Origin of the sequence: Prevotella corporis DSM 18810 = JCM 8529, from assembly GCF_000430525.1 — a bacterium.
GTDB classification, from domain to species: domain Bacteria; phylum Bacteroidota; class Bacteroidia; order Bacteroidales; family Bacteroidaceae; genus Prevotella; species Prevotella corporis.
On sequence record NZ_AUME01000036.1, the window covers coordinates 1 to 24,711 of the forward strand.

The 24,711-nt window shown below is 45.8% G+C and carries 17 protein-coding genes, 1 other RNA gene and 2 pseudogenes; 12 read left to right on the plus strand and 8 right to left on the minus strand.

The genetic code is table 11. From position 1 onward, the window contains the following. The 3 genes from H515_RS0107495 to ssrA all read left to right on the plus strand — a co-directional run. Positions 1-315: transposase (locus H515_RS0107495; protein WP_028901790.1), on the plus strand; the 315-nt coding region annotated here is incomplete at its 5' end. Positions 316-1,461: 1,146 nt separating this feature from the next. Next, complete coding sequence (locus tag H515_RS0107500; protein ID WP_028901791.1) at positions 1,462-2,823, plus strand: dipeptidase; 1,362 nt, start codon at positions 1,462-1,464, stop codon at positions 2,821-2,823. Between the two features lie 212 nt (positions 2,824-3,035). Then, positions 3,036-3,434: a transfer-messenger RNA gene (ssrA, locus tag H515_RS14025) on the plus strand. A 103-nt stretch (positions 3,435-3,537) separates the two neighbouring features. On the opposite strand, the gene H515_RS0107505 is transcribed toward ssrA, so the two are convergent. The 3 genes from H515_RS0107505 to H515_RS0107515 form a co-directional block, all read right to left on the minus strand. Further along, a complete protein-coding gene (locus tag H515_RS0107505; RefSeq protein ID WP_025877901.1) occupies positions 3,538-5,850 on the minus strand; it encodes a TonB-dependent receptor domain-containing protein in 2,313 nt (770 codons plus the stop codon). A 292-nt stretch (positions 5,851-6,142) separates the two neighbouring features. Next, the gene (locus H515_RS0107510) at positions 6,143-7,066 is read right to left on the minus strand and encodes an alpha/beta hydrolase (RefSeq protein WP_025877903.1); all 924 of its coding nucleotides are present in this window, start codon (positions 7,064-7,066) and stop codon (positions 6,143-6,145) included. Between the two features lie 3 nt (positions 7,067-7,069). After that, positions 7,070-8,320 carry a nucleotide sugar dehydrogenase gene (locus H515_RS0107515; RefSeq protein ID WP_028901793.1) on the minus strand — a complete coding sequence of 417 codons (1,251 nt, stop codon included), beginning with the start codon at positions 8,318-8,320 and terminating at the stop codon, positions 7,070-7,072. Between the two features lie 505 nt (positions 8,321-8,825). Between H515_RS0107515 and H515_RS13165 the strand changes: the two genes are divergently transcribed. The 4 genes from H515_RS13165 to H515_RS0107530 all read left to right on the plus strand — a co-directional run bounded on the left by H515_RS13165 (position 8,826) and on the right by H515_RS0107530 (position 11,206). Next, positions 8,826-9,491 carry a carboxypeptidase-like regulatory domain-containing protein gene (locus H515_RS13165; protein WP_025877905.1) on the plus strand — a complete coding sequence of 222 codons (666 nt, stop codon included), beginning with the start codon at positions 8,826-8,828 and terminating at the stop codon, positions 9,489-9,491. Between the two features lie 19 nt (positions 9,492-9,510). Next, positions 9,511-10,158, plus strand: coding sequence for a carboxypeptidase-like regulatory domain-containing protein (locus H515_RS15060; RefSeq protein WP_238300177.1), 648 nt, complete (start codon positions 9,511-9,513; stop codon positions 10,156-10,158). A 237-nt stretch (positions 10,159-10,395) separates the two neighbouring features. After that, the gene (locus H515_RS15065) at positions 10,396-10,587 is read left to right on the plus strand and encodes an energy transducer TonB (protein WP_238300178.1); all 192 of its coding nucleotides are present in this window, start codon (positions 10,396-10,398) and stop codon (positions 10,585-10,587) included. 1 nt (position 10,588) lies between these two features. Then, positions 10,589-11,206, plus strand: a complete 618-nt coding sequence (locus H515_RS0107530; protein ID WP_028901794.1) for a radical SAM protein — start codon at positions 10,589-10,591, stop codon at positions 11,204-11,206. 192 nt (positions 11,207-11,398) lie between these two features. Here H515_RS0107530 and H515_RS13180 read toward each other — a convergent pair. Continuing rightward, positions 11,399-11,617, minus strand: a pseudogene (locus H515_RS13180) (Arm DNA-binding domain-containing protein); the annotation flags it as partial. Positions 11,618-12,004: 387 nt separating this feature from the next. Between H515_RS13180 and H515_RS0107540 the strand changes: the two are divergent. Together H515_RS0107540 and H515_RS0107545 are read left to right on the plus strand one after the other, a co-directional pair. After that, positions 12,005-12,493 carry a GNAT family N-acetyltransferase gene (locus H515_RS0107540; RefSeq protein ID WP_036890985.1) on the plus strand — a complete coding sequence of 163 codons (489 nt, stop codon included), beginning with the start codon at positions 12,005-12,007 and terminating at the stop codon, positions 12,491-12,493. 88 nt (positions 12,494-12,581) lie between these two features. Then, a complete protein-coding gene (locus tag H515_RS0107545) occupies positions 12,582-13,133 on the plus strand; it encodes a sugar O-acetyltransferase (protein WP_025877512.1) in 552 nt (183 codons plus the stop codon). Positions 13,134-13,378: 245 nt separating this feature from the next. On the opposite strand, the gene H515_RS0107550 is transcribed toward H515_RS0107545, so the two are convergent. The 4 genes and pseudogenes from H515_RS0107550 to H515_RS0107585 all read right to left on the minus strand — a co-directional run bounded on the left by H515_RS0107550 (position 13,379) and on the right by H515_RS0107585 (position 22,230). Then, positions 13,379-14,662, minus strand: a complete 1,284-nt coding sequence (locus H515_RS0107550; protein WP_025877510.1) for an MFS transporter — start codon at positions 14,660-14,662, stop codon at positions 13,379-13,381. Positions 14,663-14,778: 116 nt separating this feature from the next. After that, a pseudogene (locus H515_RS15290) lies at positions 14,779-18,538 on the minus strand (DUF4922 domain-containing protein). Positions 18,539-19,135: 597 nt separating this feature from the next. Next, positions 19,136-21,235, minus strand: coding sequence for a S8 family serine peptidase (locus H515_RS0107580; RefSeq protein WP_025877504.1), 2,100 nt, complete (start codon positions 21,233-21,235; stop codon positions 19,136-19,138). Beyond that, complete coding sequence (locus H515_RS0107585; RefSeq protein ID WP_161625403.1) at positions 21,232-22,230, minus strand: acyltransferase family protein; 999 nt, start codon at positions 22,228-22,230, stop codon at positions 21,232-21,234. Before H515_RS0107585 ends, H515_RS0107580 begins: the two co-directional genes overlap by 4 nt. Before the next feature lie 55 nt (positions 22,231-22,285). Between H515_RS0107585 and H515_RS14740 the strand changes: the two genes are divergently transcribed. From H515_RS14740 to aroC, 3 genes are all read left to right on the plus strand, one after another. Then, positions 22,286-22,486, plus strand: a complete 201-nt coding sequence (locus H515_RS14740; RefSeq protein ID WP_028901800.1) for a hypothetical protein — start codon at positions 22,286-22,288, stop codon at positions 22,484-22,486. A 474-nt stretch (positions 22,487-22,960) separates the two neighbouring features. Next, the gene (locus H515_RS0107605) at positions 22,961-23,569 is read left to right on the plus strand and encodes an FKBP-type peptidyl-prolyl cis-trans isomerase (RefSeq protein WP_028901801.1); all 609 of its coding nucleotides are present in this window, start codon (positions 22,961-22,963) and stop codon (positions 23,567-23,569) included. A 17-nt stretch (positions 23,570-23,586) separates the two neighbouring features. After that, on the plus strand, positions 23,587-24,684 hold the full coding sequence (gene aroC, locus H515_RS0107610; protein ID WP_028901802.1) for a chorismate synthase: 1,098 nt from the start codon (positions 23,587-23,589) through the stop codon (positions 24,682-24,684). The last annotated feature ends 27 nt before the right edge of the window (positions 24,685-24,711 follow it).

Consider the following 24,711-nt stretch of genomic DNA (forward strand, 5'->3'; position numbering starts at 1 on the left):
CAAAAGGCATACGGACTGTGCCACTCACTGCGCATAATCTTCGCCAAGAACACCATCAAGGATGCAGCCAGGCTCTCCATGGCACGGTGGTACAATAAAGTTGAAGAGGCAGACTTCCATTCATTCAATGTGATTGCTGCCACATTCTACGAGCATTATGATGAGATATTGAACTTCTATAACAACAGATCTTCGAATGCCATGGCAGAATCGTTCAATGCCAAAATTAAACTTTTCCGAGCCAATCTAAGAGGAGTGGCAGACAAGAAGTTCTTTTTATTCAGAATTGCAAAACTATATGCCTATCCCCATTGATTTTCTACTGAGCCGTGTTAATGGACTCATCCAATTGGCATGAGTTCAATCCAAACATTGCCATCAATGAGAGGAACAAGAAAAAAGTTTTATTTTTCATATAAAAACAGACTCCTCAACCAGCTCCTATCAAGGATTTTAAATGAAACGTGAAGGCGTGGAACTGACTATGTCCACATCTTCAGCCTGCGGTCCTGAGAAAACCTAAACGAACGAATGTACAAATAGCAGCCCACGCCATAACGTGAGAACCACTATGCAAATCTTCGTTCGTTTTTGAAATTTCTCAGGTTTCAGGCCGAACAGATATTAGCATAACGCCTCTTCTTTTCCAAAATGTCTTGGAATGGATTGCTCCAAATCCTACCGCAAATATAACACTTTTTTTGTAAAAAGGCAAATAAAAACATTTTTTTTCCATTCAAGATACTTTTTGCGAGGCAAAAAAGAATAATACTACGCTCCAATCAATATGAAATGTGAGACAAGAATATATGGAAGATGATGGGCACCTTCACCACAACCATAATAAGACAAGGTAAAATAGACTTAATCAAACAGGGGAAGCTTACAAAACCTACGTTATGGAACTCGCAACACAGCATTGCATTGTGACAGGAAAATCTCAAATGCTAGCATTGAGTCCATTCCGGATTATCAGGTGGGCTGTTGACGACCAATACTCGCCATGTACCCTGACATTGACCAAATGTCACTGGTGCATTATTGTAATATCCGACAGAAGAAGAAATACGAAGCATGAATAGATAGAGACAAATAAAGAAATGAAAGTTTTTCCCATAAAAACAATTATACGTTCTTCCCGAAACGATTATACATTCTATCCAACCATACCCCATCACCATGAAAACAAAAACGATTACACTCTCGCCACACTCCCCTTCTCAAGCCAAAACACCGGCTGAAAAACAAACGAAAATATCACGCCAACTCAATTACACACACCTCCTTATGACCATTAAAAGCATCCACTACACCTTAAATATTATAGCCCATACACCGAACAAAGGAAAAGATATCCGGATTTTTACACACGCATTCGGAAAAAAGTTGTATATTTGCGGAACATTCGCCAAACAGCAATGCTGGCTATGAAAAAGAAATACCAATAACATTTATATTACTATGATCAAAAAATATGTAGAAGAAAACGAGGCACGCATGCTCGAAGAGCTCTTCAGCCTCATACGCATCCCAAGCGTAAGTGCACAACCAGCCCACAAAGAAGACATGGTACGCTGTGCCGAAAGATGGAAAGAACTGCTCTTGGCAGCAGGCGTCGACAAAGCAGAAGTCATGCCCTCAAAAGGAAACCCAATGGTCTATGCCGAAAAAATCATCGACCCAAAAGCAAAAACCGTCCTGGTTTACGGACACTACGACGTAATGCCCGCAGAACCATTCGACCTGTGGAAAACCGAACCCTTTGAACCGGTAGTGAAAGACGGACACATCTGGGCACGAGGAGCCGACGACGACAAAGGACAATCATTCATACAAGCAAAAGCATTCGAATACGTCAACAAGCACAACCTGCTGAAGCACAACATGAAATTCATCTTCGAAGGCGAAGAAGAAATCGGCTCATCAAGCCTCGGCCCATTCATCGAAGAACACAAAGACCTGTTGAAATGCGACGTCATCCTCGTATCCGACACCACACTCATCGGACCCGACACACCCTCCATCACCACCGGACTGCGCGGACTCGCCTACTGGCAGATTGAAGTTACCGGCCCCGACCACGACCTCCACTCTGGCACATTCGGCGGAGCAGTGGCAAACCCAGCCAACGTCCTCTGCAAACTCATCGGCGACATAACAGGCCCAGACGGCAAAATACGCTTCCCCGGCTTCTACGACGACGTAGAAGAAGCATCCAAAGAAGAACGCGCACTCGTCGCCTCCATACCATTCGACATGGACGCCTACAAGAAATCACTCGGCATCAAAAACGTATTCGGCGAAGAAGGCTACAGCACCATCGAACGCACAGGCTACCGCCCATCATTCGACGTCTGCGGACTCTGGAGTGGCTACCAAGGAGAAGGCGCAAAAACCGTACTCCCATCAAAAGCCTACGCCAAAATATCATCACGCCTCGTCCCACATCAAGACTACAAGAAAATCGGACAACTCGTCGTCGATTACTTCAACAAAGTAGCGCCAGACACCGTCGAAGTAAAAGTAGAAATGCTCCACGGCGGCTACGGCTACGTCTGCCCCATCGACTTCCCCGCATACAAAGCAGCCGAACGCGGCTTCGAACAAGTATTCGGCAAACGACCATTGCCCATGCGCATCGGCGGCAGTATTCCAATCATCTCCACCTTCGAGAAAGAACTCGGCGTAAAGAGCCTCCTCATGGGCTTCGGCCTGGAATCAAACGCCATCCACTCCCCCAACGAAAACATGCCAATAGACCTCTGGAAGAAAGGCATCGAAGCCGTCATCAACTTCCACTTGGAATACGACAAAGAAGCATAAACCAAACCTTTTCATCAAAAAGAAAGACCCAATCGAAAAGAAATCTTTCATCAAAAAGAAAGATCCGATCAAAAGAAAGACTCAACCAGAGTCTTTCTTTTTTTCATTTCGCTGCCCACCCTAAACAGCCCTCTGCACCCAAAAAAGAAAATAACAGCATAAATCTTACGCATTTCAGAAATAATCATTACCTTTGCACCACTTAATACAATGGGCTTGTTTGGATTTGACGGCAAGACGAAATGGTATGTAAGCATGCGGAGCGTCGGTGGCTGGCTCCTAAATATCAGTTATCAAACAATTAATTGGCGAAAACAATTACGCTCTCGCTGCCTAATCGAAGTACAGTAGATTACTGGCTTTATTCCGTCGCAAGGCGATGGAACGAGACATCGCTCCAAGGATGTTGTTCCGAATCTGAGGATCAAGCGGTGCAGGAAAATCGGAAATAGTTCGGCTGTGCCTCGCCGGTCGGATGAAATTTAGAGGATAAGGCTACAGTTGGTGGTTCAGGTCTTGCTGTAGCTCGAAAACCAAAGGCTGAAATAAGCATGTAGAAAGCGTATGGTTTCCTTGTGCGGACGTGGGTTCGACTCCCACCAGGTCCACCACTAAGAGTGCTGTAATTCAATCAGTTTACAATCAGCACAAATCATAAATAGGCTGAACCCAAACAAAGGGTTCAGCCTACGTCGTTTTTATCCGGAGCCACTGTTAAAGCCTGTTCTTCTCTGCATTGCCTGCTCCCGTTCCCTTGTACTTGCTTCGGGTGGTGTTGAACTTATAGCGCAGCGTAACGGACACTTCGCGCGTGTCGCTTGACTGCGACTGCAGCACCCTCATCTGATTCAAATATATCAGATTTTCCGCTCTCTGCGTGTGGAAGAGGTCAGAGCCACGCAGCATAACCGAAAACCGGTCGTTGAAGAACGATTTGGTCAGCGTAGCGTCCACACTCATTAGATTGTTTGGAAAATAGGAATTCTCCATGTCTCCCTTTGTTCTTAGCCACATTCCGGCAGTGGCAACCCAACCGTGTCCGAAATTAAAAGTACTGTCGAACGAAAGCTGAAAGTAAGGCTTGTTCATCGTGTAGTGATTGGTTTTGGTGTCAAATGTGAGCCATTGTTTCATCAATGCCACACTCAGCTGTGGCGACCATATTCCAATCTTCGGAGCTACGACGAGCGAGAGTGCCAGGTTCTTCAGCGTAGGGATGTTTCTGTGTGTTACGATAGAGATGGATGGATTGTCCTCCTTCTGTTCCGCCCAAAAGAGGATGGCGTTGCGATAGTCGGTATAGTCGATAGAGAATTGCAGTATTTTCCACATTCCCGAAAGCGAGAGATTGTGCACATACTCGTGTTTCAGATAGGGATTTCCCGTCTGCAAAAGGAAACGGTTGCCGTAAGTAACGTTAGTGCTAAGCTGGCTATAGTTGGGACGCACGGTCTTGCCTGCATAAGCGAGCAGCAACTGAACCTTGCCCAACTGAGTGGCCAAGGAGAGCTGTGGGAAGAGATTGCCAAACGATCGACTTTGTTCATCCATGTGTGCACCGTCTTTGAAATAGTCGAATTTCACATGTTCATAGCGGAGGCCCGCCATCAACTGTCCTATCGGGGTCATACGGGAATACTGGAAGAAATTTGCCCAATGCCGTTCGCGCAGCTCGCTGTTGGCCGACGGCACATAGCCTTCCGCATTGTAGTAGGTGTCGGTTCTGTTGGTCTTGCTCCCCTCAGCTCCTACGGAAAGTTCGCCGCCCAGCAAAGGGAAACTCACATCCAACTTGAATGCTCCCAACGAGTTGCGTACGCTGTTCAACGATGTTACCGTGCGGTCCTGATGGGTAGTGCTCTTCTCGTTGTAAACGGCATTTTCCTCTTGCCCATTCCGCATATAATCTACATTGAGGTTTAGATTTACTTTTCCAAACTTTCCGTTGTAATAGAGGTTCAGGTTGTGTGACGGTTTGTAGATATAGCAATAGTCCACATTGTTCGTCAGATGGTCGTAAAACTCGCCGTTGGCGGTGATATCGAAGATGAGCGGAGTCCAATAATTCTTGTTCGGACTCAAACTTAACTGATAACGGAAACCGATGGAATTGCTGTCGTTCAGCTGAAAGTTTGAACCAATGGTGGGTGTATAACTGAGATTCTTATATTGATAGTTCTGCGAGAACTGCTGATGCCAAAGCGTATCGGCAGCCACGTCTGTGGTAGTGATTCCCTTATAGAAACCCTTGATGTTTGAGTAATAGAACGAGCCGAACACATCCAACCCTTTATGTCGGTAGTTGAAATTGGCTTGCTCTATGAGGTCGATGTTTTCCGATTGGTAATAAGACGAGCGAAGGTCGAAGCCAAAGCCCTCACCGGCTCTGCGGCGTGTCTTTATCTTCACCACCGCCGTAACCGTAGCATCATATTTCACTCCCGGATTTCTGATTACTTCAATGCTCAAAATGTCCTCAGCCTTCAGTCGGTCCAATTCCGTCTTGTCGCGCATCAGCCTACCATTAATATAAAAGATGGGCGAACCTTTGCCAAACACTTCGTAAGCCCCACTCTTCTTGATCAGTCCCGGAACGTGCGCTAACACGTCATCGGCTGTACCGAGTTTGCTGAGCGTGGTGTTGGCAACGGTAGTCATCATGCCCTCGCCCGTCATTTTGTACTGTGGCAGTCGTCCTTTCACCACTACCTCGTCCATTGTCCTTGCCTCCAACTGCATCTGGATAATACCAACGTTCGCACCGCTGCAAGTCTTGAATGCCGTTTGATACCCCACGAACGAGGCGCGGAGAATACCGCCTTTACATTCCGTATCAATCACGAAGCTGCCGTCTTCTTTCGTAACGGCTCCCTTTACGAAAGCCGAATCCTTTGCCGTGAGCAAAACTACATTCACAAACTCCATCGGTGAGTTGTTCTCATCCATCACCTTTCCAGTAATTTGCTGTGCCTGCCCCTGTACGAAAGCCATGCAGCAGAGCCACAGCGATAGAATACATTTTTTCATTTTCTTTATTTTACGTCTAATTAAGAAAGACGGAAAAACTGTCTGTCTTGTGACATCCCAATGCGTTTTTTGTCTTACATTTTCATTTTTATACCGCAAAAGTAATGTCTTCACAGAAAAAAATCACTACACTTTTGGGTAAAAAATAGCCTCGGTGATGAATTATTACCCTTTTGTGTAGTGATTTGAGATGATGCTTCACGACTGTTTAGTCGCCGATTATCCCTAATCCAAAAAAAAATCGTTGATATTGGAAGCTGGGACCGGAAAGCAAGAAAGAGTCAGAGCGATGTTAATCCACATTCATCAGATGTTTCCTGAACCAATTAACAATCAATTCTATGACCGGTTGCTGGAACCAAGGGTCGTCGCCATGTCCAGCATCCTTGAGTTGATAGTAGTCCACCGGAACGCGGAGTGCTTTCAATCCATCGTAAAGATGCTCGCTCTGCATAATCGAGACCATCTGATCATTTGTTCCATGCATGATGAGAAATGGCGGAAGTCCGGTCTTCAGATAACCCATCGGGCTTGCCCACCGTGCTCGTACCAAGTCGTCGTGGATGTCGTAGCTCTGATTTCGCCCATAGGTAACACCATTTAACAGAAGGGCCTCTGTCGCACTTGGCGACTTGTGATACTTGTGAACTTCCGGTGGAAAGCCCTCGTCAACCGAAGCGAGGTCTGTCGGACCAAAGATGTCGCAACAAGCTTGTGTGTCGGATGAGTAATCAAGAAAGTCGCCAACGTTGAATTCCTCCACATCGGCCGTCATAGTCACCAAATTGGCAAGATACCCACCGGCAGAATTGCCCATCACGCCAATGCGATTGCCATCAATTCCGAATTTAACGGCATGGGCGCGGAGATAGCGAATGGCTGTCTTTCCATCAATAAGAATAGCGGGGAATGGGTCGGGAATGGCTCTATACTCCACTGCCGCCACCACAAATCCTTGCAATGCCATAGCCATGCGCAATCGACTCCATTTGCCATAGTCTGACGTGGTGAAGCCACCGCCGGGAAAATAAACCACACAGGGTTTGGGCTCGTCAGTATTCGGCACGAAGAGTGTCATGTGAAGGGAGCGTGTTCCGTTCTTGAAGTATTGGGCATAAACGACCTCGTTGACGACATCTATGCGCGGTTGCGTCACCTCCACCCGAATCAAGCCCTTGTAATAGCTGTCCTCTTTTTTCTCAATATCCACTATCATCCCTCAATCACACTGGAAAACGTCACGTGTATAAACCTTCTCTCTCACATCATCGAGCACCGCATCATACCTGTTTGCTATGATGGTGTTGCACCGTTGCTTGAAATCCGACAGATCATTCACCACGAGACTTCCGAAAAATGTTTTGCCATCCTCAAGCGTTGGCTCATAGATAATCACGGTAGCCCCCTTGGCCTTGATACGTTTCATGACACCCTGAATGGAACTTTGCCTGAAATTGTCACTGTTCGACTTCATCGTAAGCCTATAAACACCAATGACACAATTCTTTTCCACTTTAGGATTGTAACTCCCCTGTTCGTAATAGTCGTAATAACCAGCTTTGTTCAGCACTTGGTCGGCAATAAAGTCCTTTCTTGTCCGGTTGCTCTCCACAATAGCTTGAATCAGGTTTTCGGGCACATCTGAATAATTTGCAAGCAGCTGCTTGGTGTCTTTCGGAAGGCAATAACCGCCATATCCGAACGAGGGATTATTGTAGAATGAGCCTATTCGAGGATCGAGACAAACTCCTTGGATGATGTGTGATGTGTCGAGTCCCTTCACCTCCGCATAAGTATCCAGCTCATTGAAATAGCTCACCCTCAGCGCCAGATAGGTATTGGCAAAGAGTTTGACAGCCTCGGCCTCGGTAAGTCCCATGAAAAGCGTTGGGATGTCTTTCTTGATAGCACCCTCCTGCAGCAATCCTGCAAAGCAACGGGCCGCCTTGTCCAGACGCTGGTCACCTTCTGGGCGACCCACAATGATTCTACTGGGATAGAGATTGTCGTAGAGGGCCTTGCTCTCACGCAGAAACTCTGGTGCGAAGATAATATTATCGCAGGCAAACCTTTCCCGGACGCTCTCCGTGTATCCGACGGGAATCGTTGATTTGATGATCATAATTGCGCTTGGATTGACACGCATCACCATTTCTATGACCTCCTCGACGTGTGTCGTGTCAAAATAGTTCTTCATCGGGTCATAGTTGGTTGGTGTGGCGATAACCACGAAGTCGGCATCGTGGTAAGCCTCCTCACCGTTCGTCGTGGCCTCGAGCCTCAACGGTTTTTCAGCCAGATAGCTTTCTATATAATCATCTTGAATAGGCGACTTGCGATTGTTGATCAAATCGACTTTCTCCTGTATGACATCAACGGCTTTTACCTCATTGTGCTGGCTCAGCAAGGTTGCGATGCTCAATCCAACATAGCCTGTACCTGCAACCGCTATCTTCATATTGTTTTCCATAACTTTCCTTCGGCTCTATGTATTTTGCAAAGTTACGTTTTTTTATTTGAAAATTCTGCTAAAATCTTCTGAATAGTTTAAAATGTGCAATTTATGAGTGTCTCTCCTCAATATAGGTAATGACTTGGCAATAGTTTTAACTTCTATATTCTACATAAGTTTGCCTTGCTTGTCAAACAACTCTTTACGACTGCAAAGACAAATTTAAAATCTGAGAAACTACATCTTTTGCTTTGCTTTTATAGATTATTAAATTATGGTCGAAAAAATGCGCACAAATGCAACAACACAATATCTAACGAAACACATATAATTTTCATATACGGCATTAAAAACAAGAGAAATATTAAATGTCGTCCCCAATTCTTACAATACAAAGCAAAACATTCTTGTTTGTGGATTGTTTTTCGTACTTTTGAAAACAGAATTATGAATTATAACTAAGGAGCAATATATACTCATTTTGAAAATAAAGAGAATGTTGAACACATAAAAACATCAATTTATGAAAACCAAAGGACGCAACATCTGCGATACTCTAAAGGTTATTCGCAAACAAATAGCGGATGCCAATGGGATTAACTATTCACCAGACGAATGTCACTTCACAGGTGAATGCAAAGGAACTTGCCCGAAATGCGAGAAAGATGTTAGAGTGTTGGAACATGAGTTGCGACTTAGGCAGAAAGCAGGGAAGGCTATAAAGGTCGCAGGAGTGGCATTGGGAATGACTGCTCTTTCTGCATCTTTTACTTCCTGCTCTATACAAAAAGGATACTATAACTCCACGCCCTCACTGCCAAAGAAAGTTATTCCGATTCGCTTCCAAGAATACACAGCCAAAGATTCTATCCTATTAAAAGAAAAAGAAACATTGAGTAAGAAAGGAGTTCTTTTTGTTCAAGGGCATATCATTGACGAAAACACAAAAGAACCGATTGTCGCTGCTTTCATCACAGCTAAACTTTCTGAAAAGAAAACGGTAGCAGATATTGACGGAAACTTCACCATTGAAGTGAAGCCAAAAGATACAATCACCATAAAGTTCATTGGTATGCAAGACAGAATCATTAAACTATCAGAAATGAATCTTGAAAAACTCAATGTTATAACTTTGAAAGAAGCTTTTGGACTCACAGGAGAAGTGGTTGTTGTCAAAAAAAGGACATAAGCATAAAAGGAAATAAACTATGACAAGAGGACGCAACATCTGTAATATTCTTAAAGCCATCCGCAAGCAAATAGCAGATGCCAATGAGATAAAATATTCACCCGAAGAATGTCATTTCAAGGGCGAATGTAAGGGTACTTGTCCTAAATGCGAGCAAGATGTGAAGGACTTAGAGTATGAACTGAGACTTCGACAGATGGCAGGAAAGGCTATCAAGGTTGCTGGAATAGCATTGGGAATAACCACCCTTGCCACATCCACCACATCTTGTGCCACACAAAAGGCAAAATATGACATGGAATCATCCATGCCAGAAAAAGTTATTCCTATCAGCTATCAAGATTATACTTCCAGTGATACCATTTTACTTAAAGAAAAAGAAGAACTTGGCAAAAAGGGAGTGTTATTTGTACAAGGGCATGTTATTGACGATGAGAAAAATCCTATCATCGGAGCCATTATCACTTCTAAGCTTTCAGGAAAGCAAACGTTGTCTGACATTGATGGGAATTTTACCCTTGAAGTAAAGCAAGGGGATATGATAACTGTAAAATACATTGGCTTTCAAGACCGAGTAATCAAACTTTCGGAAATGAGCCAAGACAAGCTCAATATTGTTACTTTAACGGCACATATTTTAGAAGTGATTGCTGGTATCGCTCCTTAACCCCAAAAACTACTCCTGTTATTAAAAAGGACAAGACAAAAGGCAAGTCATCAAAACAAAACAAGACAGTCATAGTTCAACCAGCCATAAGAATAAACTCCACCGAAAGCAAAAACATTTTTGGTGTAGCCGAAGAGATGGCTTCATTTCCTGGTGGTAAGGCTGCACTGATGCAATACATTAAGGATAAACCTCTGCTATCCAAAAGAATACCTTGAAGGTGCAGCCACGGGAAGAGTGGTCATTGTCTTTACTGTCAATGAAGACGGAAGTCTGAGTGATATAACTGTGATGAAGAACCTTACTCCTCCTCTAGATGAGGAAGCCATTCGTATTGTGAAAAGTATGCCGAAATGGAAGCCTGCAAAGCTAAACGGCAAAGCCGTGAAATCAAAATATACTATTCCTGTCAATTTCAGAATTGAATAATATGAATACCGCTCCGCTCATCTGTATAGACCGCCACCGCCTTTCAATAGACGGTGAAGGGGTAACTACGCTCGTGGCATTCCACGGTTGCCCGCTTCGTTGTAAATACTGCCTCAATCCACAGTGTTATGATGCTGACGGCGTATGGCAGGAAATGGATACAGAACTCTTAATGCAGAATGTGGAGATGGACAATCTTTACTTCTTGGCGACAGGAGGAGGCATCTGCTTTGGCGGAGGCGAACCACTTCTGCGGAGTTCATTTATAAAGGAATTTTGTGAGCAATGCCCAAATGAATGGCAATTTACGATGGAGACGAGTCTAAACGTGCCTCGCCATAACTTGGAGGAAGTCACTCCATACATTGATTCCTTTATCATCGACATAAAGGACATGAATCCAGCTATCTACCAAGCCTATACAGGCAAGACCAACAAACAAGTTATCGACAACCTTGTCTGGCTCTACACTCATGCAAAGCATAAAGACAAAATCATTCTCCGCCTCCCCTTCATACCAAAGTTCAACACCGAAGAGGATAGGAAACACAGTCGCCAAGTCTTAAAAGAATTAGGATATGAGTATTTTGATGAATTTGAATATGTGATTAGAGGATAAACTGGTTAAATCATATGCCCTACCGGGTAGTGTCCTTAAAAGTGTGTAATTCATCTTTCCTTTCTCTGTACTTCCACTGTTATTTTATTCTTTTCTTTCCAGTTTTTGAATTGATATATTCTCCTTTCATATGTCGTCTTTGTTTCCTCCATCGCCACGGCTGCCAGGAGGAAGATGACAGACTTCTCTGATGGCATGGATGTTGTCAAGCGCAAAGTTCACTTCCTTGGCTTCTTTACTTCTTCCCTTGGCTCTGTTGCCCTTGGCATCCCAAATTGCCATGGTCACGCTCTGCTTGCAACTGAACTGTGCGATAGTTCCGTTGATTGTCACACGTCCCATGATAGGGACAATTCCGTTTCTCTCCTTGCTTCCATTTACATAGAAGACCGTCTTGAATGTACTTCTCATAATTCCTTGCTTTTTTGTTGGGTGCAAAATTAAATCATGAGAGTTGCATGGCAAATTCACAACCTATGCAGAATGGAGAAGTAAGAACCGAAGCCGTTAAATATGCTTATTAGGACGTTTCTTTGAGGTAATGACTTGAAAGCGTTTCCACTTCTCAAATCCACCATTTTCGCATTTCCTCGTCTATGCCACTTAAAGCCAACGACTGCCACAACCACTTGAAACTCAAAATAAAAGCTCAAATCTGCTGTTTTTTGCTTTTTTTATCAGTCTTTTATTTGAAAATTCAAAGTTTTATTCATGTCTTGTATTGAATGGCCGATAAAGGATTGTTATGTGGTAGAAAATTTGCAAGTAATTGATTTTTTACTTATTTTTGTTGGTAATATGACAATAAGAAAAGCGACTCAAAACGATTTAGACGTCGTACTCAGCCTTATACAATGCGGTCGGGAGAAAATGATTGCGTCAGGCAACACAGGCCAATGGACAGAAGGCTACCCTCCACAGACCCAGTTGGAAAGCGATATCGAAAAAGGCAACTGTTATCTGATATCGACCGATGATAACAGGGCGATCGCCACCTTTGCCTTTATAAAGGGAGTTGACCCGACCTATCTGAAAATTGAGGGTGAAGGCTGGCTCAACGAGGAGCCTTACGGAACCATTCACCGAGTTGCGTCGGCCCCCGGCACAAGGGGTATCATGGCAATGGTGGTGGACTATTGCTTCAAAGAGGTTGACAACATTCGCATCGACACCCATAAGGACAACATTCCCATGCAAAGGGCTTTGGAACGACTGGCGTTCAGGTATTGCGGAGTTATCCATCTGGCCAACGGAGATCCAAGGGTCGCTTTCCAGAAAAAACGCTGACACCACTTCAATTTTGTCTCATGGTAGGTCGGGAGCTATGGCTGAAAACAGATGTAGCCAAAGTCCCGTCTCATAAAATTATAGATTTATGACTGAAAAAGAAAAACAACAGAAAGGTCTCCCATATCTTGCAAGTGCCCCGGAGGTGTTGAACGACCTGTTTACATGCGAGGAGGAATGTTTCAACCTGAACATGCTCCCACCATCGAAGCGCGAAGAACGCACGCAACGATTGAGGAAGTTATTGGGAAAGACGGGCGAAAGCTTCAAAATCATCGCACCGTTCTTCTGCGATTATGGCTACAATATTGAAATTGGAGAACATTTCTTCGCCAACACCAACCTCGTTATTCTCGACGAGGCTAAGGTTACTTTCGGCGACCATGTATTCATTGCTCCCAACTGTTCGTTCTATACTGCCGGACACCCCTTGAACCCGGAGGAGCGCAACAAGAATATAGAATACGCTCTACCCATAAAGGTGGGCAACAATGTGTGGATTGGAGGCAACGTGGTGGTGCTGCCGGGTGTGACCATTGGCAACAATGTGACCATTGGCGCCGGAGCGGTAGTCACACACGACGTTCCCGACAATGTGGTGGCTGCAGGAAATCCGTGCAAGGTGATTAAGAAAATCTAAAAAAGATCAGCGATGGTTTTGCGAAAGGTCACCTTTCAACTGTTAAAAGGTGACCTTTTGCACGACGAAAGCTCACCTTTTGAATCACGTTTTCTATTTCACTGAAAATCAAACTGTTATGAATCACATTTTCTAATACATGTTTTTATGGTTGACCGCTTCACTCTTTGAAACTAAAGGCCTTGAGAGAATGTGAAGCGCAGTTCATTGACATTCTCCCTATTGCGGAGGAAAAGACAGATGTTTTACAATGATTCTGTTTGTCTCTCGTTCAGGTTCTTGTCGGCATGGATGAGAGCTGCGACAATGAAAGGAAGGATATTGGCAATAGACACAATGACAAAGAAGCGACGATAGCCGACATATTCCTGCAAAATGCCTGTGAACCAACCCGACGACATCAGGGATATTGCAGCCAATGCGCTCGCTATCGAAAACTTGAAAACGGAGTATTTGCCTTGTGAACAATAAACGAGGAGAAGGATGTAGGCCGTGATGCCGTAACCAAAGCCGAACTGCTCTATCACAACGCAGACATTTATAATAGAGAGTGTTGAGACAAAGTTATAGCTCAAGTAAATGTACAGCATCTTTGGCAAGGTGATGGCGATGACCATGGGCCACAAACATCTCCTCAAGCCCCATTTCTTGAGACTTTTGGCTCCCAGAGCGCAACCGAAAATGGCTGCAAACGCACCCAATGAGCCTTGTGCCAATCCCAGTTCCTGTGGCGAGAGGCTCAGTCCTCCATTACTTCCTGGATCAATTAGGAAAAGCGGGGCTATGCGAAAGAACATTCCTTCTGGAATAAGAAAGAGCAACAGGAAACAAAGCAATGCGCCATAGTTGGGCAATTGCATGAAACCTGTCTTGGTTTCCATCCACCATCGGCGGGTCAATCCACTCCAAACAGGTACCGACGGATTGTCTTGAGGATGGGGAATGACAACCAAATGATATACAAACAATATAATAAAAGTGATGGAAAGCAAGTCGAATGTTGACATCCACGAAGTTGTCACGACTCTATTCAGCACCTCCAAGTTGCCGGCGACCATCACTGGGATGCCCATTCCCACAATTATCGACACCAAAAGAAAAATAGTGTGGATGCTGAAGTGGCGTGTTTCCATTGGCGAGACAAACTGTTTGTAGAATCGTGCTATGGCTACATCGTGCACAACAGAGGCTGAAGCGGTAACAAACAGGAAGAACATCGTCAGCAACTCCCAGTATTTAGAGGAGATTGTTTGAGAAACGCCGAACATACAGACAGCCATCAGCAACTCCATTGCCAGTATCCAGAAACGTTTCGTGGCGAATCCGGTGACAACACGTCCCATAATAGGTCGAAGAATAAATGGAATGAAGAACCATGACGTATTAAGCGTGATCGTTCCGTTGGACTGTCCCATGCGGTTATAGAACACCAGCGACACCAAGAATACGATAACGTATGGCAACCCACGTGTGAAATATATCGTAGGAAGCCACAGCCAGTCATGTTTTTTCAACTCAGGAATCATCATTCTTCATCAATATCACTTCTGTTAATATGCTGTTGTACGTTTATGCTGAAAGACGGTGCACGATGGAGTATCATAAGCAGCCTCGTCTCTAAGCCAACATCAGACCGTTGATTTGCCTAATATTTCTTTTCCACATTCGCACCTTTATAATAGTGCATCAAAATCTCTTTATAACCATAGCCTTTTTCGCCCATCATGGCAGCACCTATCTGGCAAAGACCAACTCCGTGGCCCCAACCCGCACCAACGAAGTGGAACTTCTGCGCTATGCCATTGATAAAGTTGCTCTTTTCTATCACGAAAGCAGAGCTGTACAAATGCGATTTGCTAAGTACGCGGCGTATTTCAAGTTCTTTCCCGATGATAAGTCTGCGCTCTGTTCCCACGATCTGCAAGCGAAAGATACGCCCACTCTTACCACGCTCCAAAGGAATGAGGTCAACTATCCATCCAAAATCTACTCCAACTTTCTCTTTTATCAGAGCCGAAAGCTCATCTTGAGTATAGTCTTGCGTCCAACGGTAGAAGTCTTGCGTCTCCTGATCATAGTCATTAAGCACCTGACTCAACACTTTTGCATCCCTTGTGTTGCAGAAAGCCTCTGGCGAAGATAATATCCACGCACGTGCATTGTCCTCATTGGTTAGGTCGGGAATGACTGAATCGTCTGGCATGGCATCGGGAAGAAATGCCAAGTAAGGCTTTCTGATATTCTCCCAACAGTACTGAAACTCCTCGGTAGCTCCACCACAGCACTTGCTATATCGTGCGTCGCATATCTCTCCCTCATACATGAGAATCTCACCAGCCGTCGCTTGAATGGCCTTCACTGCGTGTTCGTTGACACACCTTGTGATTCCCTGATAGCGTTGACAGTGATCGTCGGCGCAAACGTCAAATATCGTGTGGTCCTCACGGTCGTACCACCGTATCAACTCATCCTCTTTGACGATGAACGATGAGGTTTCCCCAAGTCTTTGCTCAGTTTTCTTGCGCTTTTCTATCTGTGCCAGCAGCCAGCTACGTGATATGACTGCGTGTGCCTTGAGCAATTCCAATGAGGAAGTTGCTCTCATTTCGCTTGATATGACACTCATGAGATAGGTTTCTACTGGCAATTCGTTGATGGCACATATCTTATCGCCATCGACTACCAGACGCAACGTGCCTTGAAAGGTCTGCTCCTCCTGACGTTCCCAGTGGAAATTAACACCGATGGTGACATCCTCAAGTGTGAAAGATACCTCCTGGCGTATTGGGACAAAAGCCAATTCCGTGTATTTCGTGCCTTCCCAGAGAATACTTCCTTCGGAAAAGACAACACACTGCTTGCCCTTGCACTCACTGGCATTCACCAAATAACAATCATTGAGCGTGAAGTGCAATTCCTCAGCACTCACAATGCCCACCGTTACGATAGGTTCCTTATCCATTTTCAAAGCTTTGATTTCTGTTTGTGCAGCCCTTTTATCTTCTGGGCCACCTCTTCCATATCCTTGGGTGAGAGAACTATTTCCCTCATTATAGCTGTCAGGCGCTCTTCGGTGAGTCGCTCGTAATCTTCTTCCCGCGGAAGGATGATCAATCCACCCATGTCGAGCGCACCTGGACTTATCAAATACTGTTCATCGCCTACGGCAGAATAGCAATCTGGGCGGTGTTTGCGACGTGGGAACACAACAGACAGGTTGTCAAGTCCCTCTTTCCATGCGATGATATTCATCATTGGCTCTGCGTCGTCTGACTGAAGGGGTAGCGAGCGATAAACCATTCCGAACATTTGTTTGTCAGCGGCCTCCGAACGGCTCTTTATCACGATGGCGGGATGGGCGAAATCTCTGACAAGAGATATGCTCTCACAGTCATTCAGCTCTACCAGTACATCTCGTCGCTCGTCCAACTCCGACCATTGCTCCTGCAAAGGGAGCAAGCCCTTTGTGCCACCTTGGAAGTGAAGGTGGTCAGGCGCACTGGCACCGCACTTCGGTCCGTTGTAGAAGAACATCCATTCTGGATAGGTGTCAACCAATCGGTGAAGGACACCGTAGCTCTGTTCTATCAATTGCAACTGATGTTGGCGCGCGGGAATGGTGAAATGTACCGGCAGTATGGGGAAAGGATTGACAAGAATATCAAAGTTCTCGTTGAAATGCCTTATCATCTGCACGGCAGGACGATTGCCACCACATAGGAAACACGGTCGCTTGGCAATTGTCGCCTTATCGATTTTTGCCCCACTGCTCACCATCCTTGCAGGATTGAACTGCAATTTAAGGCTGCCTACTGACCTAACCTTAACCGATTTCAAGTCATTGAACCGCTTTTCGGCATCTTTCCACCTACTCAGCTGACCGTAAAAAAAGGCTCAAGCCTCGTTGCGCCCTCCTTGTCGCCACACTTGTTGAGTGCCTTTCTGGCCGAAAGTTCTATCGTGCGTATTCTATCTTTGTACAAGTTATTGGCATTCACCTTCTCGATGCTCAATGCCGCATCACTGTTTCCTCCCCATCTGCGACACAAATACAATTCGTCGTAGATGCGTCCGATTCGGTAACAGCGACTGAATGCCAACCCGACGGCATAGTCTTCGCCATAACTTGTATTGGGAAACCTCACTGCACGAGCCAACGGAGTGTAGAAAGCGCGAGGAGCACCCAATCCATTGATGCGCAACGCATTGTTGCAGCCATTGTCGTCAGTCCATTCCGCATGGTCAATCAGTCCCGGTGGCAATGTGTTCAGCTCGAAATCGCACATCCGATACGAACCAATGATCATCGCTGCCTTCTGTTCGTGGAAGGCATCGACAACCTTTTGCAACGTGTTCTCCGACGAATAGAGGTCGTCGCTGTCCAACTGCACGGCAAAACGACCACAGTTCTCATTGTTGACGGCATAGTTCCAGCAGCCGCCGATGCCCAAGTCGTGCCTGTTGGGAACGAGATGAATGAGTCTTTTGTCATTGTCGGCCAGTCGAGCAAGTATCTCCGTGGTCTTGTCAGACGAATGATTGTCAACGACTATCACATTATACTTGAAGTCGGTTTTTTGTTTCAGTGCCGACTCCACTGCGTCGCGTATGGTCTTTTCACGATTGAACACCGGAATAACGACAGTGGCCTCTACCCCGAAGTTGCCCCCCTCAAAGTCGGGTTGTGCATAATTGGCAGTATCTACCAATGCACCAACTGCCTCAAGATGGGCAGTGGCAGCCTTTTCCATCTCGATCTGCACTTCGCGGTTGCGCGGATTCACGTAGTCGAATTGCTTTTCGCCACTCGCTCGTAGGTCGTCCTCTTCCTCAGTGTAGAGATATTCGTTCAGATGAAACACCTGTCCCATCCTACTCAGGAAGAGGCGGAGGTCATACCAGCCCGCAAACATGTATTGAGCCTCAACGGCCAGCTTTGCGTAGGCCTTCAATGCCCCTCCGTCGATAAGCACCAACGAGCCGAAATCAAAATCATCGCGAATGCTGCCAGCCTGATAGTCAATCACTGGATGCTTCACCGTCTGTCCGCCCTCCACCGAATAGTGATCGGCATACACCAACATGGCATCAGTGGCTGAAGCTACTTGCATGAATCGGTCGATGGCTTGATAGCCGAGAGTGACGGGTGTGCTCTTCATATAGAACAAAGCATAATCGGCTGTTGTGGCTTCGGCTATCGCTCTCATGGTGTCGGCCGACAAGAGATTGTCAACCATTATCGTGCTGACGCCTTCCGGCAGACCTTTGCTGGTCGTTGCCTTGCCAGACACCAACAAATAGATTTGATTGACCGTGTCATTGTGTTGGAACTGTTCTGCTATCGTGGCAGCTCTCTTCAAGTCGTTGCAAGGAAGAAAACAGTCTATTTTCTTTCGTATGTCCATTAGATTCCTATAATTGTCGAGTTGTCGCCAGGTTGTGCCCAGCATTATCCATGCAAAGATATAATAGAAATGTGAGAAAAACGAAAGAATAGCCGTATTTTAGCTTTGGGAAAAGGAGAAAATAAAACGACTGGCAAGGACCGAATGAATGAGGTGTCGTGAGCGATGAAGAATCTTTACAATTGCCTCTTCATAGCTTGCGTATTTGAAAACAACCTCCAATAAGTTTGCAAATATGCCAATTTTGACAGCCATCACAACACTCTGATTATCAAACTATTGCTATTCCCCCCAAAAAGCATCAGCCAAAAATGAAAAACCATCCGTTTTTTTTCTTTCGATAGCTTAGGTTTCGCACTTCGTTCGTTGACCTTTCCGACTACCATCGTTGACCTTTTCGATTGCAATAGATAAGCAACGGCCATGACAATGCATGAAAAAAGTGTAAAAAATGGCTGAAAAGGACCAAATCTGCAGCCATTCTCGGTTTTACCGTTCCTGAAACAGGAATTTCCGATCGCTGTTTTTCGGTAATTTTTCTTTACACATTCGATGAGCAGAAGTGTGTCGCTATCATTTCGTTTTCTGTGGAATCGGCTATCGTTTCACAAACTTCTGGTGGTTGCGAATATAGATTCCATGTGGTAATACCTTCTCCGACGTGCCCGCATACCGCCCATCAAGATAGTAAATCCTTTTGTCGCATTCATCGGAATCACTGCTCTCGACCGTCTCCACACCAGCTGCCGCCTTTCTCAGCACCTCTTTCAAACCCTCATAGACATCTATTTGTCCATAACCGTAGAGGTTGTTAGGATAGACAAGCGACGAATCGTAGTGCGTACAAGTCTTACTGAAAACGTCAAGACAGTCTTCGGGCGTCAGCTGGGGATAGGCCTGCAGCCAAAGGGCTATGGCACCGGCCACAACAGGCGAAGACATGGACGTGCCTCCATTGGAGTTCCATGCATAGGTAGTGCCGTTGTAGTCGAAATGACGCACATCGCTCGAAAGCGGGAAACCTGCGTTGGCGGGATTGTTGATGAAGAAACTGCTATAAGACGATATGATATTCTGGCCAGGAGCCATCACATCGGGCTTCGTCCGCCCATCGAGCGTAGGCCCAACCCCCGAAAAAGAGGTGCGAACGCCACCCGTCCCCTTGTCGTAGCTCTTCCAATCGCCCAGATAGTTGAGAAAACCTTGACGGTAAGCTGTAGCACCAACCGATATTACACTGGGGGCGCTCGATGGAGAGTGGACGCTATAGCCGTTGTCGCCTGAGTTAAGCGACGGGTCAAGTGGATTGGCGACGAGATAACCGGCGATTCTATACAAGTCAATATTTGCCGTATTGCCCACCAGCTCCAATGAGACAGGCATGTTATAGCCGAGGTTTGCATCGCAGGAAAGATAGAAATCATAGGTCAATTCGGCCTCATTGTAGCTCGAAGGATAACCCGCTATCCGCCATATATAGGTCAATCCGCCTACCGACAGTGTATCAGAGTACAACGAGTCGGGACTGGAGAGAATCTGATCGGTTGATATATCGACAACCTGCGGGTGCTGTGTGTCGGCATAAAGCTTGGTCCTGAACGTAAAAGGCTTATCGGTTTTCACCGTGTGGTAGGCATACTTCTGATTACTGATGACGAATGCCCCGGCGGTGGTTGTGCCCGCAGGCTTCCGGATATGGTTTACCCAATCGGCATCATTGCCTGCCGATGCCACTATGATATGCCCCGGCCCCGTTAAGGCATCCAGCATTTCATAATAAAGCTGGTCGTAGCCTTGGAAATCCTGATGACTTCCCTCGCTGAAATTTATGACACAGGGCTTGCCTTGGCTATCTGCATAGTCAAAAATATACTTGAATCCCAATGCGTCTGTTGCGTAAGTGTATTTATAATAATCAGCCGAATCAATCAACTCCACATTGTCGCCGGCGGCATTGGCTACCATTACGATTTCGGAATCAAAGGCCATGCCACGATAAGGCGAAACTATGCCGTTGCCTTCTGCCCCACTTCCAGCTGCGATACCTGCCGTATGCGTGCCATGTGTCTGGGTAAGACCGTCGAGTGGATGACCGATGGCAAGTAATTCGGCTTGTCCTTTGTAGTCGCGACCTACGGGAAGTTCCGACCCTATGGTGTCCTTCGAGAGTTGATCCCACATCGCTTTGATGCGATAACGGCTCATATCGGCTGAATAGAAATTAGGATGCGTAAGGTCGAAACCTATGTCCTGCACACCCACAATGACACCTTTGCCCGTATATTTCTCAGGGATGCTCGTCCCGTCATAGACCGGCAGCGCATTGATCATGGCTATTGTGGTATCCATTTGTACGCTTGCGCTCTTCCCTGCTTCAATGCGCACGACGTCAGGGCTGTGCGAAAGACTGGCGAGTCTGTCCAATGGTATGGAGACGATGTAGATGTCGCCTACCTTTGACAACTGCTTGCAAGCATTTGCTTTAAAAACCGCATCGGCATTCCTGATGATTCTCACAAAGGCCGTAATGGTAGGGCGACGTGATGAACCTACAACGGAACGAGCTTGACGCTTCTTCAAGGTGACCTCTGTCGCGGCCTGTCGTACCAAAGGTGACATTTTGCCATATGACGGACGTTGTGCACAGAGCAAAACAGATAGGTTGAGAATCATTAATAATGAGCAAATTCTTTTCATTTTGATTGTCTTTTATAATCCAATTGCTTCTGGATGAAGTTCCAAATTGCTATCCTCGGTTGGTCAATGAGTAAGGCAACGAGGAAATTGGCCAGAACGAAAACCGATACATAAATCACGAAACAGCCTACTGGCTCTCTTCCAAACCATTCTCTTACGGTATGGATGTAATAGTCGAGAGATGCTGGATAGCAATTCAATAAATATACTGCGAAGCATGAGGCTGCGACGAAATTGATGGCTTGACTTCTGAAATGAAACTTTGAGAAGGCAACGCCTACCAACGTCACCTCAATCAACACAAGGGGTGAGGTGTGCTTATAGAAGAGGGATGCAAGCCGATGGTCGAAAACTGACATTCCGAAGGCCAACAGTGACCCAACCAAGATTACACCGAAGGCCATGAAGAGCAAACGGCCGCTGGAGAACGATTGCAGCAAGCTGTATCTTCTGACGTATGCGGCGAGAAGATAGACGAACAAAAAGGTGAGCGGAGAGTCGCCGTCACCTCTGTACCATTCATTGCCAAGCCAACCAAACACAGTCTGAACAACGAACAACGAGATGAGAAGAAGCAAGTGGTCGCGATGCTGCGAATGTTCGATAAATTTATTGAGTGCAGGAGACATGACATAAAGGATAAGGTAAGACTGCGCAAACCAATAGGAATCCATCCTCAACAAATGGAAAAGATAGGAGAACGAGAAGGTGTTTGTGCCCAAAACCATAACTTCCGCCCCATAGCAGACAGCAACAAAAAAGAATACCTGAAACAAGAAGGCTGCAATGCGCCTCAATTTCGCCTTGATGCCATACCAACCGGATATAAACACAAAGAGATTGACGCCCACAATACTGACACTCTCAAAAAACAGGCGAATGAACGTCGCCACCGGTTGACACGTAGCGTCGGCCACTGTGGGTGTTCCGAACACCAGAAAGTTAGCATGAAGCAACAGAACCATCAGCATTGACACAATGCGCAATAGTTCCATGTTGCTTTCCCGTGTTTGTCTCACGACTCCCATACTGCAAAGAAAAAGAAAAAAAATGAATAATACAAATAAAACGGCAAAAAGACATACTAAGAAACTTTATCCGGCGCTTGTCAGTCAAAGAGCCATGCTGAACACGAAAGGATGGTCTGATGCTGCACTGGTTAGCCAGTCGTCGAAGAGCACAAAAACTCTCTTTCAGCGAAAGGTCAGCTTTTGCAATGTCATAGATGAGCTTTTGCAATGCCATAGATGAGCTTTCGCAATGCCATAGATGAGCTTTCGGAGCGAAGTTACTATTATGTTGATTCCCAGACAATTACAGAAGTGCATATCACTGGTCTATTTTAGGGATTTTTTCATGTCTTTCTATCCCCAATCTGTCTAAACTGAAACAAGAAAATCTTCAGGAAGCCATCACATTACTCCACCTTCATCTGTCGGTAAAATCATCAACGGTGAGGATTTTATTGCCGTGGTGTAAAGTGACGCATACAGGTTTGCAATGATTACAATCAACTACGGAGGCCCTAATCGTAATGGGGGAATAGCGAGAAACATGGAGCTGATAAAAGAAGTGAGCAGCGTCAATCAGCCATTACTCAAAGATTAACAGATGGAAACAACAACTGTATGGCACGGTATAGAGGAAATTTAACGTCAAGCCAGTAGGATTCTCATCTTAAAATATTACCTTTGCATCCTAACATCATATAAAATTCGAGTAAAAATGGATAAGAATACACACAAATTAATTGTTGTGAGCTATGAACTTTACAGCGTCGAAAACGGCGAAGAGATATTTGTAGAGAAGACCGATGAGCAGAAGCCATTGCAATTCTATACTGGTTGCGACATGGCTTTGCCAGCATTTGAGAAGGCAGTGAAGGAGCTAAATACAGACAGTGAGTTTGATTTCAACCTCTCACCAGAAGAGGCTTACGGGGAATTTAACCCGGAAAGTGTGCTCGACCTCGACAAGACCATCTTCTCACATCAAGGAGTTTTCGACGAGGCCAATGTGTTTGTTGACGCCATGCTGCCTTTACAGAATGAGAAAGGTGACAGATTTATCGGTCGTGTACTCGAAATAAGCGATGACAAGGTAAAGATAGACCTCAATCACCCAATGGCGGGCAAGACATTGCACTTCAAAGGACGCATCATGGAAAACCGGGAAGCCACGGAAGAGGAAGTAAACGATTTCCTTGAGAGCATGAGAAGTCATCACTGTGGCGGTGGTTGCCATGGCGGATGCGGTGGCGGAGACAGCCAAGGGAACTGCGGATGCGGCAACAACGATGAAGGCTGTGGATGTGGCAGCGGATGTCACTCATAACATAAAACAAATAAAAGATGCACAATACTTTCGGAACACTTTTCACACTGACGACCTTTGGCGAGAGCCATGGCGCTGCAATAGGTGGCATTGTTGACGGAATGCCAGCTGGAATAGACATTGATATGGAGTTCATTCAGAGTGAGCTCAATCGCCGCAAGCCAGGGCAGAGCAAGATAACGACCGATAGAAAGGAAGACGATCAGGTGGAAATGCTCAGTGGTATCTTTGAAGGAAAATCCACTGGCGCACCGATCGGTTTTATTGTGCGCAACAAAAGCCATCGTTCGCAGGACTACGAGAACATCCGAGACCTGTTCCGGCCCTCGCATGCTGACTACACGTATTATAAAAAATATGGCATCAGAGATTATAGGGGAGGTGGACGAAGCTCGGCACGCATCACACTGGCACGTGTGGTGGCTGGAGCGTTGGCTCGACTCGTACTAAACAAATACGGAATCACTATCCAGGCCTACACGTCACAGGTGGGGAGCATCAGCCTTGGCAGAGACTACAAACAGTATGACCTCACGAAAACGGAAGAGAACGCAGTGCGCTGCCCCGATCCAGACAAAGCATCGGAAATGGAAAGACTGATTGCACAGGTGAAAAAAGAGGGCGACACGGTTGGTGGAGTTATCACATGCGTCATCAAAGGCGTACCCATAGGACTCGGAGAGCCTGAATTTGGCAAGCTGCATGCTCAACTGGGGGCGGCCATGCTCACAATAAACGCAGTGAAAGGATTTGAGTACGGAGAGGGATTCGCTGGTACATCATGGCGAGGAAGCGAACAAAACGACCACTTCATACTATCGCCCAATAGCGAGAACACTGACGAACAGGCAATCACTACCCGAACGAATCACAGCGGAGGCATACAAGGCGGATTGAGCAACGGTGAGGATATCTACTTCAGAGTTGCCTTCAAACCAGTCGCGACCTTGCTGATGGAACAGGAAACGGTGGACATCAATGGAAAGGAAGCTAAGATTGACGTCAGGGGAAGTCACGACCCATGTGTCCTACCACGTGCCGTTCCCATAGTAGAATCAATGGCTGCCATGACCATTCTTGACGCATTATTGTTCTATAACTCCGAAAAAATGTAGAAATAATGAGATATTGCTCAAAAAGAA

Bases quoted from the DNA above. Each gene is read 5' to 3' on its own strand.
- H515_RS0107550 (WP_025877510.1), bottom strand. From the start codon at position 14,662: ATGATGATTCCTGAGTTGAAAAAACATGACTGGCTGTGGCTTCCTACG.
- H515_RS0107510 (WP_025877903.1), bottom strand. From the start codon at position 7,066: ATGATAGTGGATATTGAGAAAAAAGAGGACAGCTATTACAAGGGCTTG.
- H515_RS0107505 (WP_025877901.1), bottom strand. From the start codon at position 5,850: ATGAAAAAATGTATTCTATCGCTGTGGCTCTGCTGCATGGCTTTCGTA.
- H515_RS0107585 (WP_161625403.1), bottom strand. From the start codon at position 22,230: ATGGAACTATTGCGCATTGTGTCAATGCTGATGGTTCTGTTGCTTCAT.
- H515_RS0107605 (WP_028901801.1), top strand. From the start codon at position 22,961: ATGGATAAGAATACACACAAATTAATTGTTGTGAGCTATGAACTTTAC.
- aroC (WP_028901802.1), top strand. From the start codon at position 23,587: ATGCACAATACTTTCGGAACACTTTTCACACTGACGACCTTTGGCGAG.
- H515_RS0107500 (WP_028901791.1), top strand. From the start codon at position 1,462: ATGATCAAAAAATATGTAGAAGAAAACGAGGCACGCATGCTCGAAGAG.
- H515_RS13165 (WP_025877905.1), top strand. From the start codon at position 8,826: ATGAAAACCAAAGGACGCAACATCTGCGATACTCTAAAGGTTATTCGC.
- H515_RS0107545 (WP_025877512.1), top strand. From the start codon at position 12,582: ATGACTGAAAAAGAAAAACAACAGAAAGGTCTCCCATATCTTGCAAGT.
- H515_RS0107540 (WP_036890985.1), top strand. From the start codon at position 12,005: ATGACAATAAGAAAAGCGACTCAAAACGATTTAGACGTCGTACTCAGC.
- H515_RS0107530 (WP_028901794.1), top strand. From the start codon at position 10,589: ATGAATACCGCTCCGCTCATCTGTATAGACCGCCACCGCCTTTCAATA.
- H515_RS0107580 (WP_025877504.1), bottom strand. From the start codon at position 21,235: ATGAAAAGAATTTGCTCATTATTAATGATTCTCAACCTATCTGTTTTG.
- H515_RS15060 (WP_238300177.1), top strand. From the start codon at position 9,511: ATGACAAGAGGACGCAACATCTGTAATATTCTTAAAGCCATCCGCAAG.
- H515_RS14740 (WP_028901800.1), top strand. From the start codon at position 22,286: ATGAATAATACAAATAAAACGGCAAAAAGACATACTAAGAAACTTTAT.
- H515_RS0107515 (WP_028901793.1), bottom strand. From the start codon at position 8,320: ATGGAAAACAATATGAAGATAGCGGTTGCAGGTACAGGCTATGTTGGA.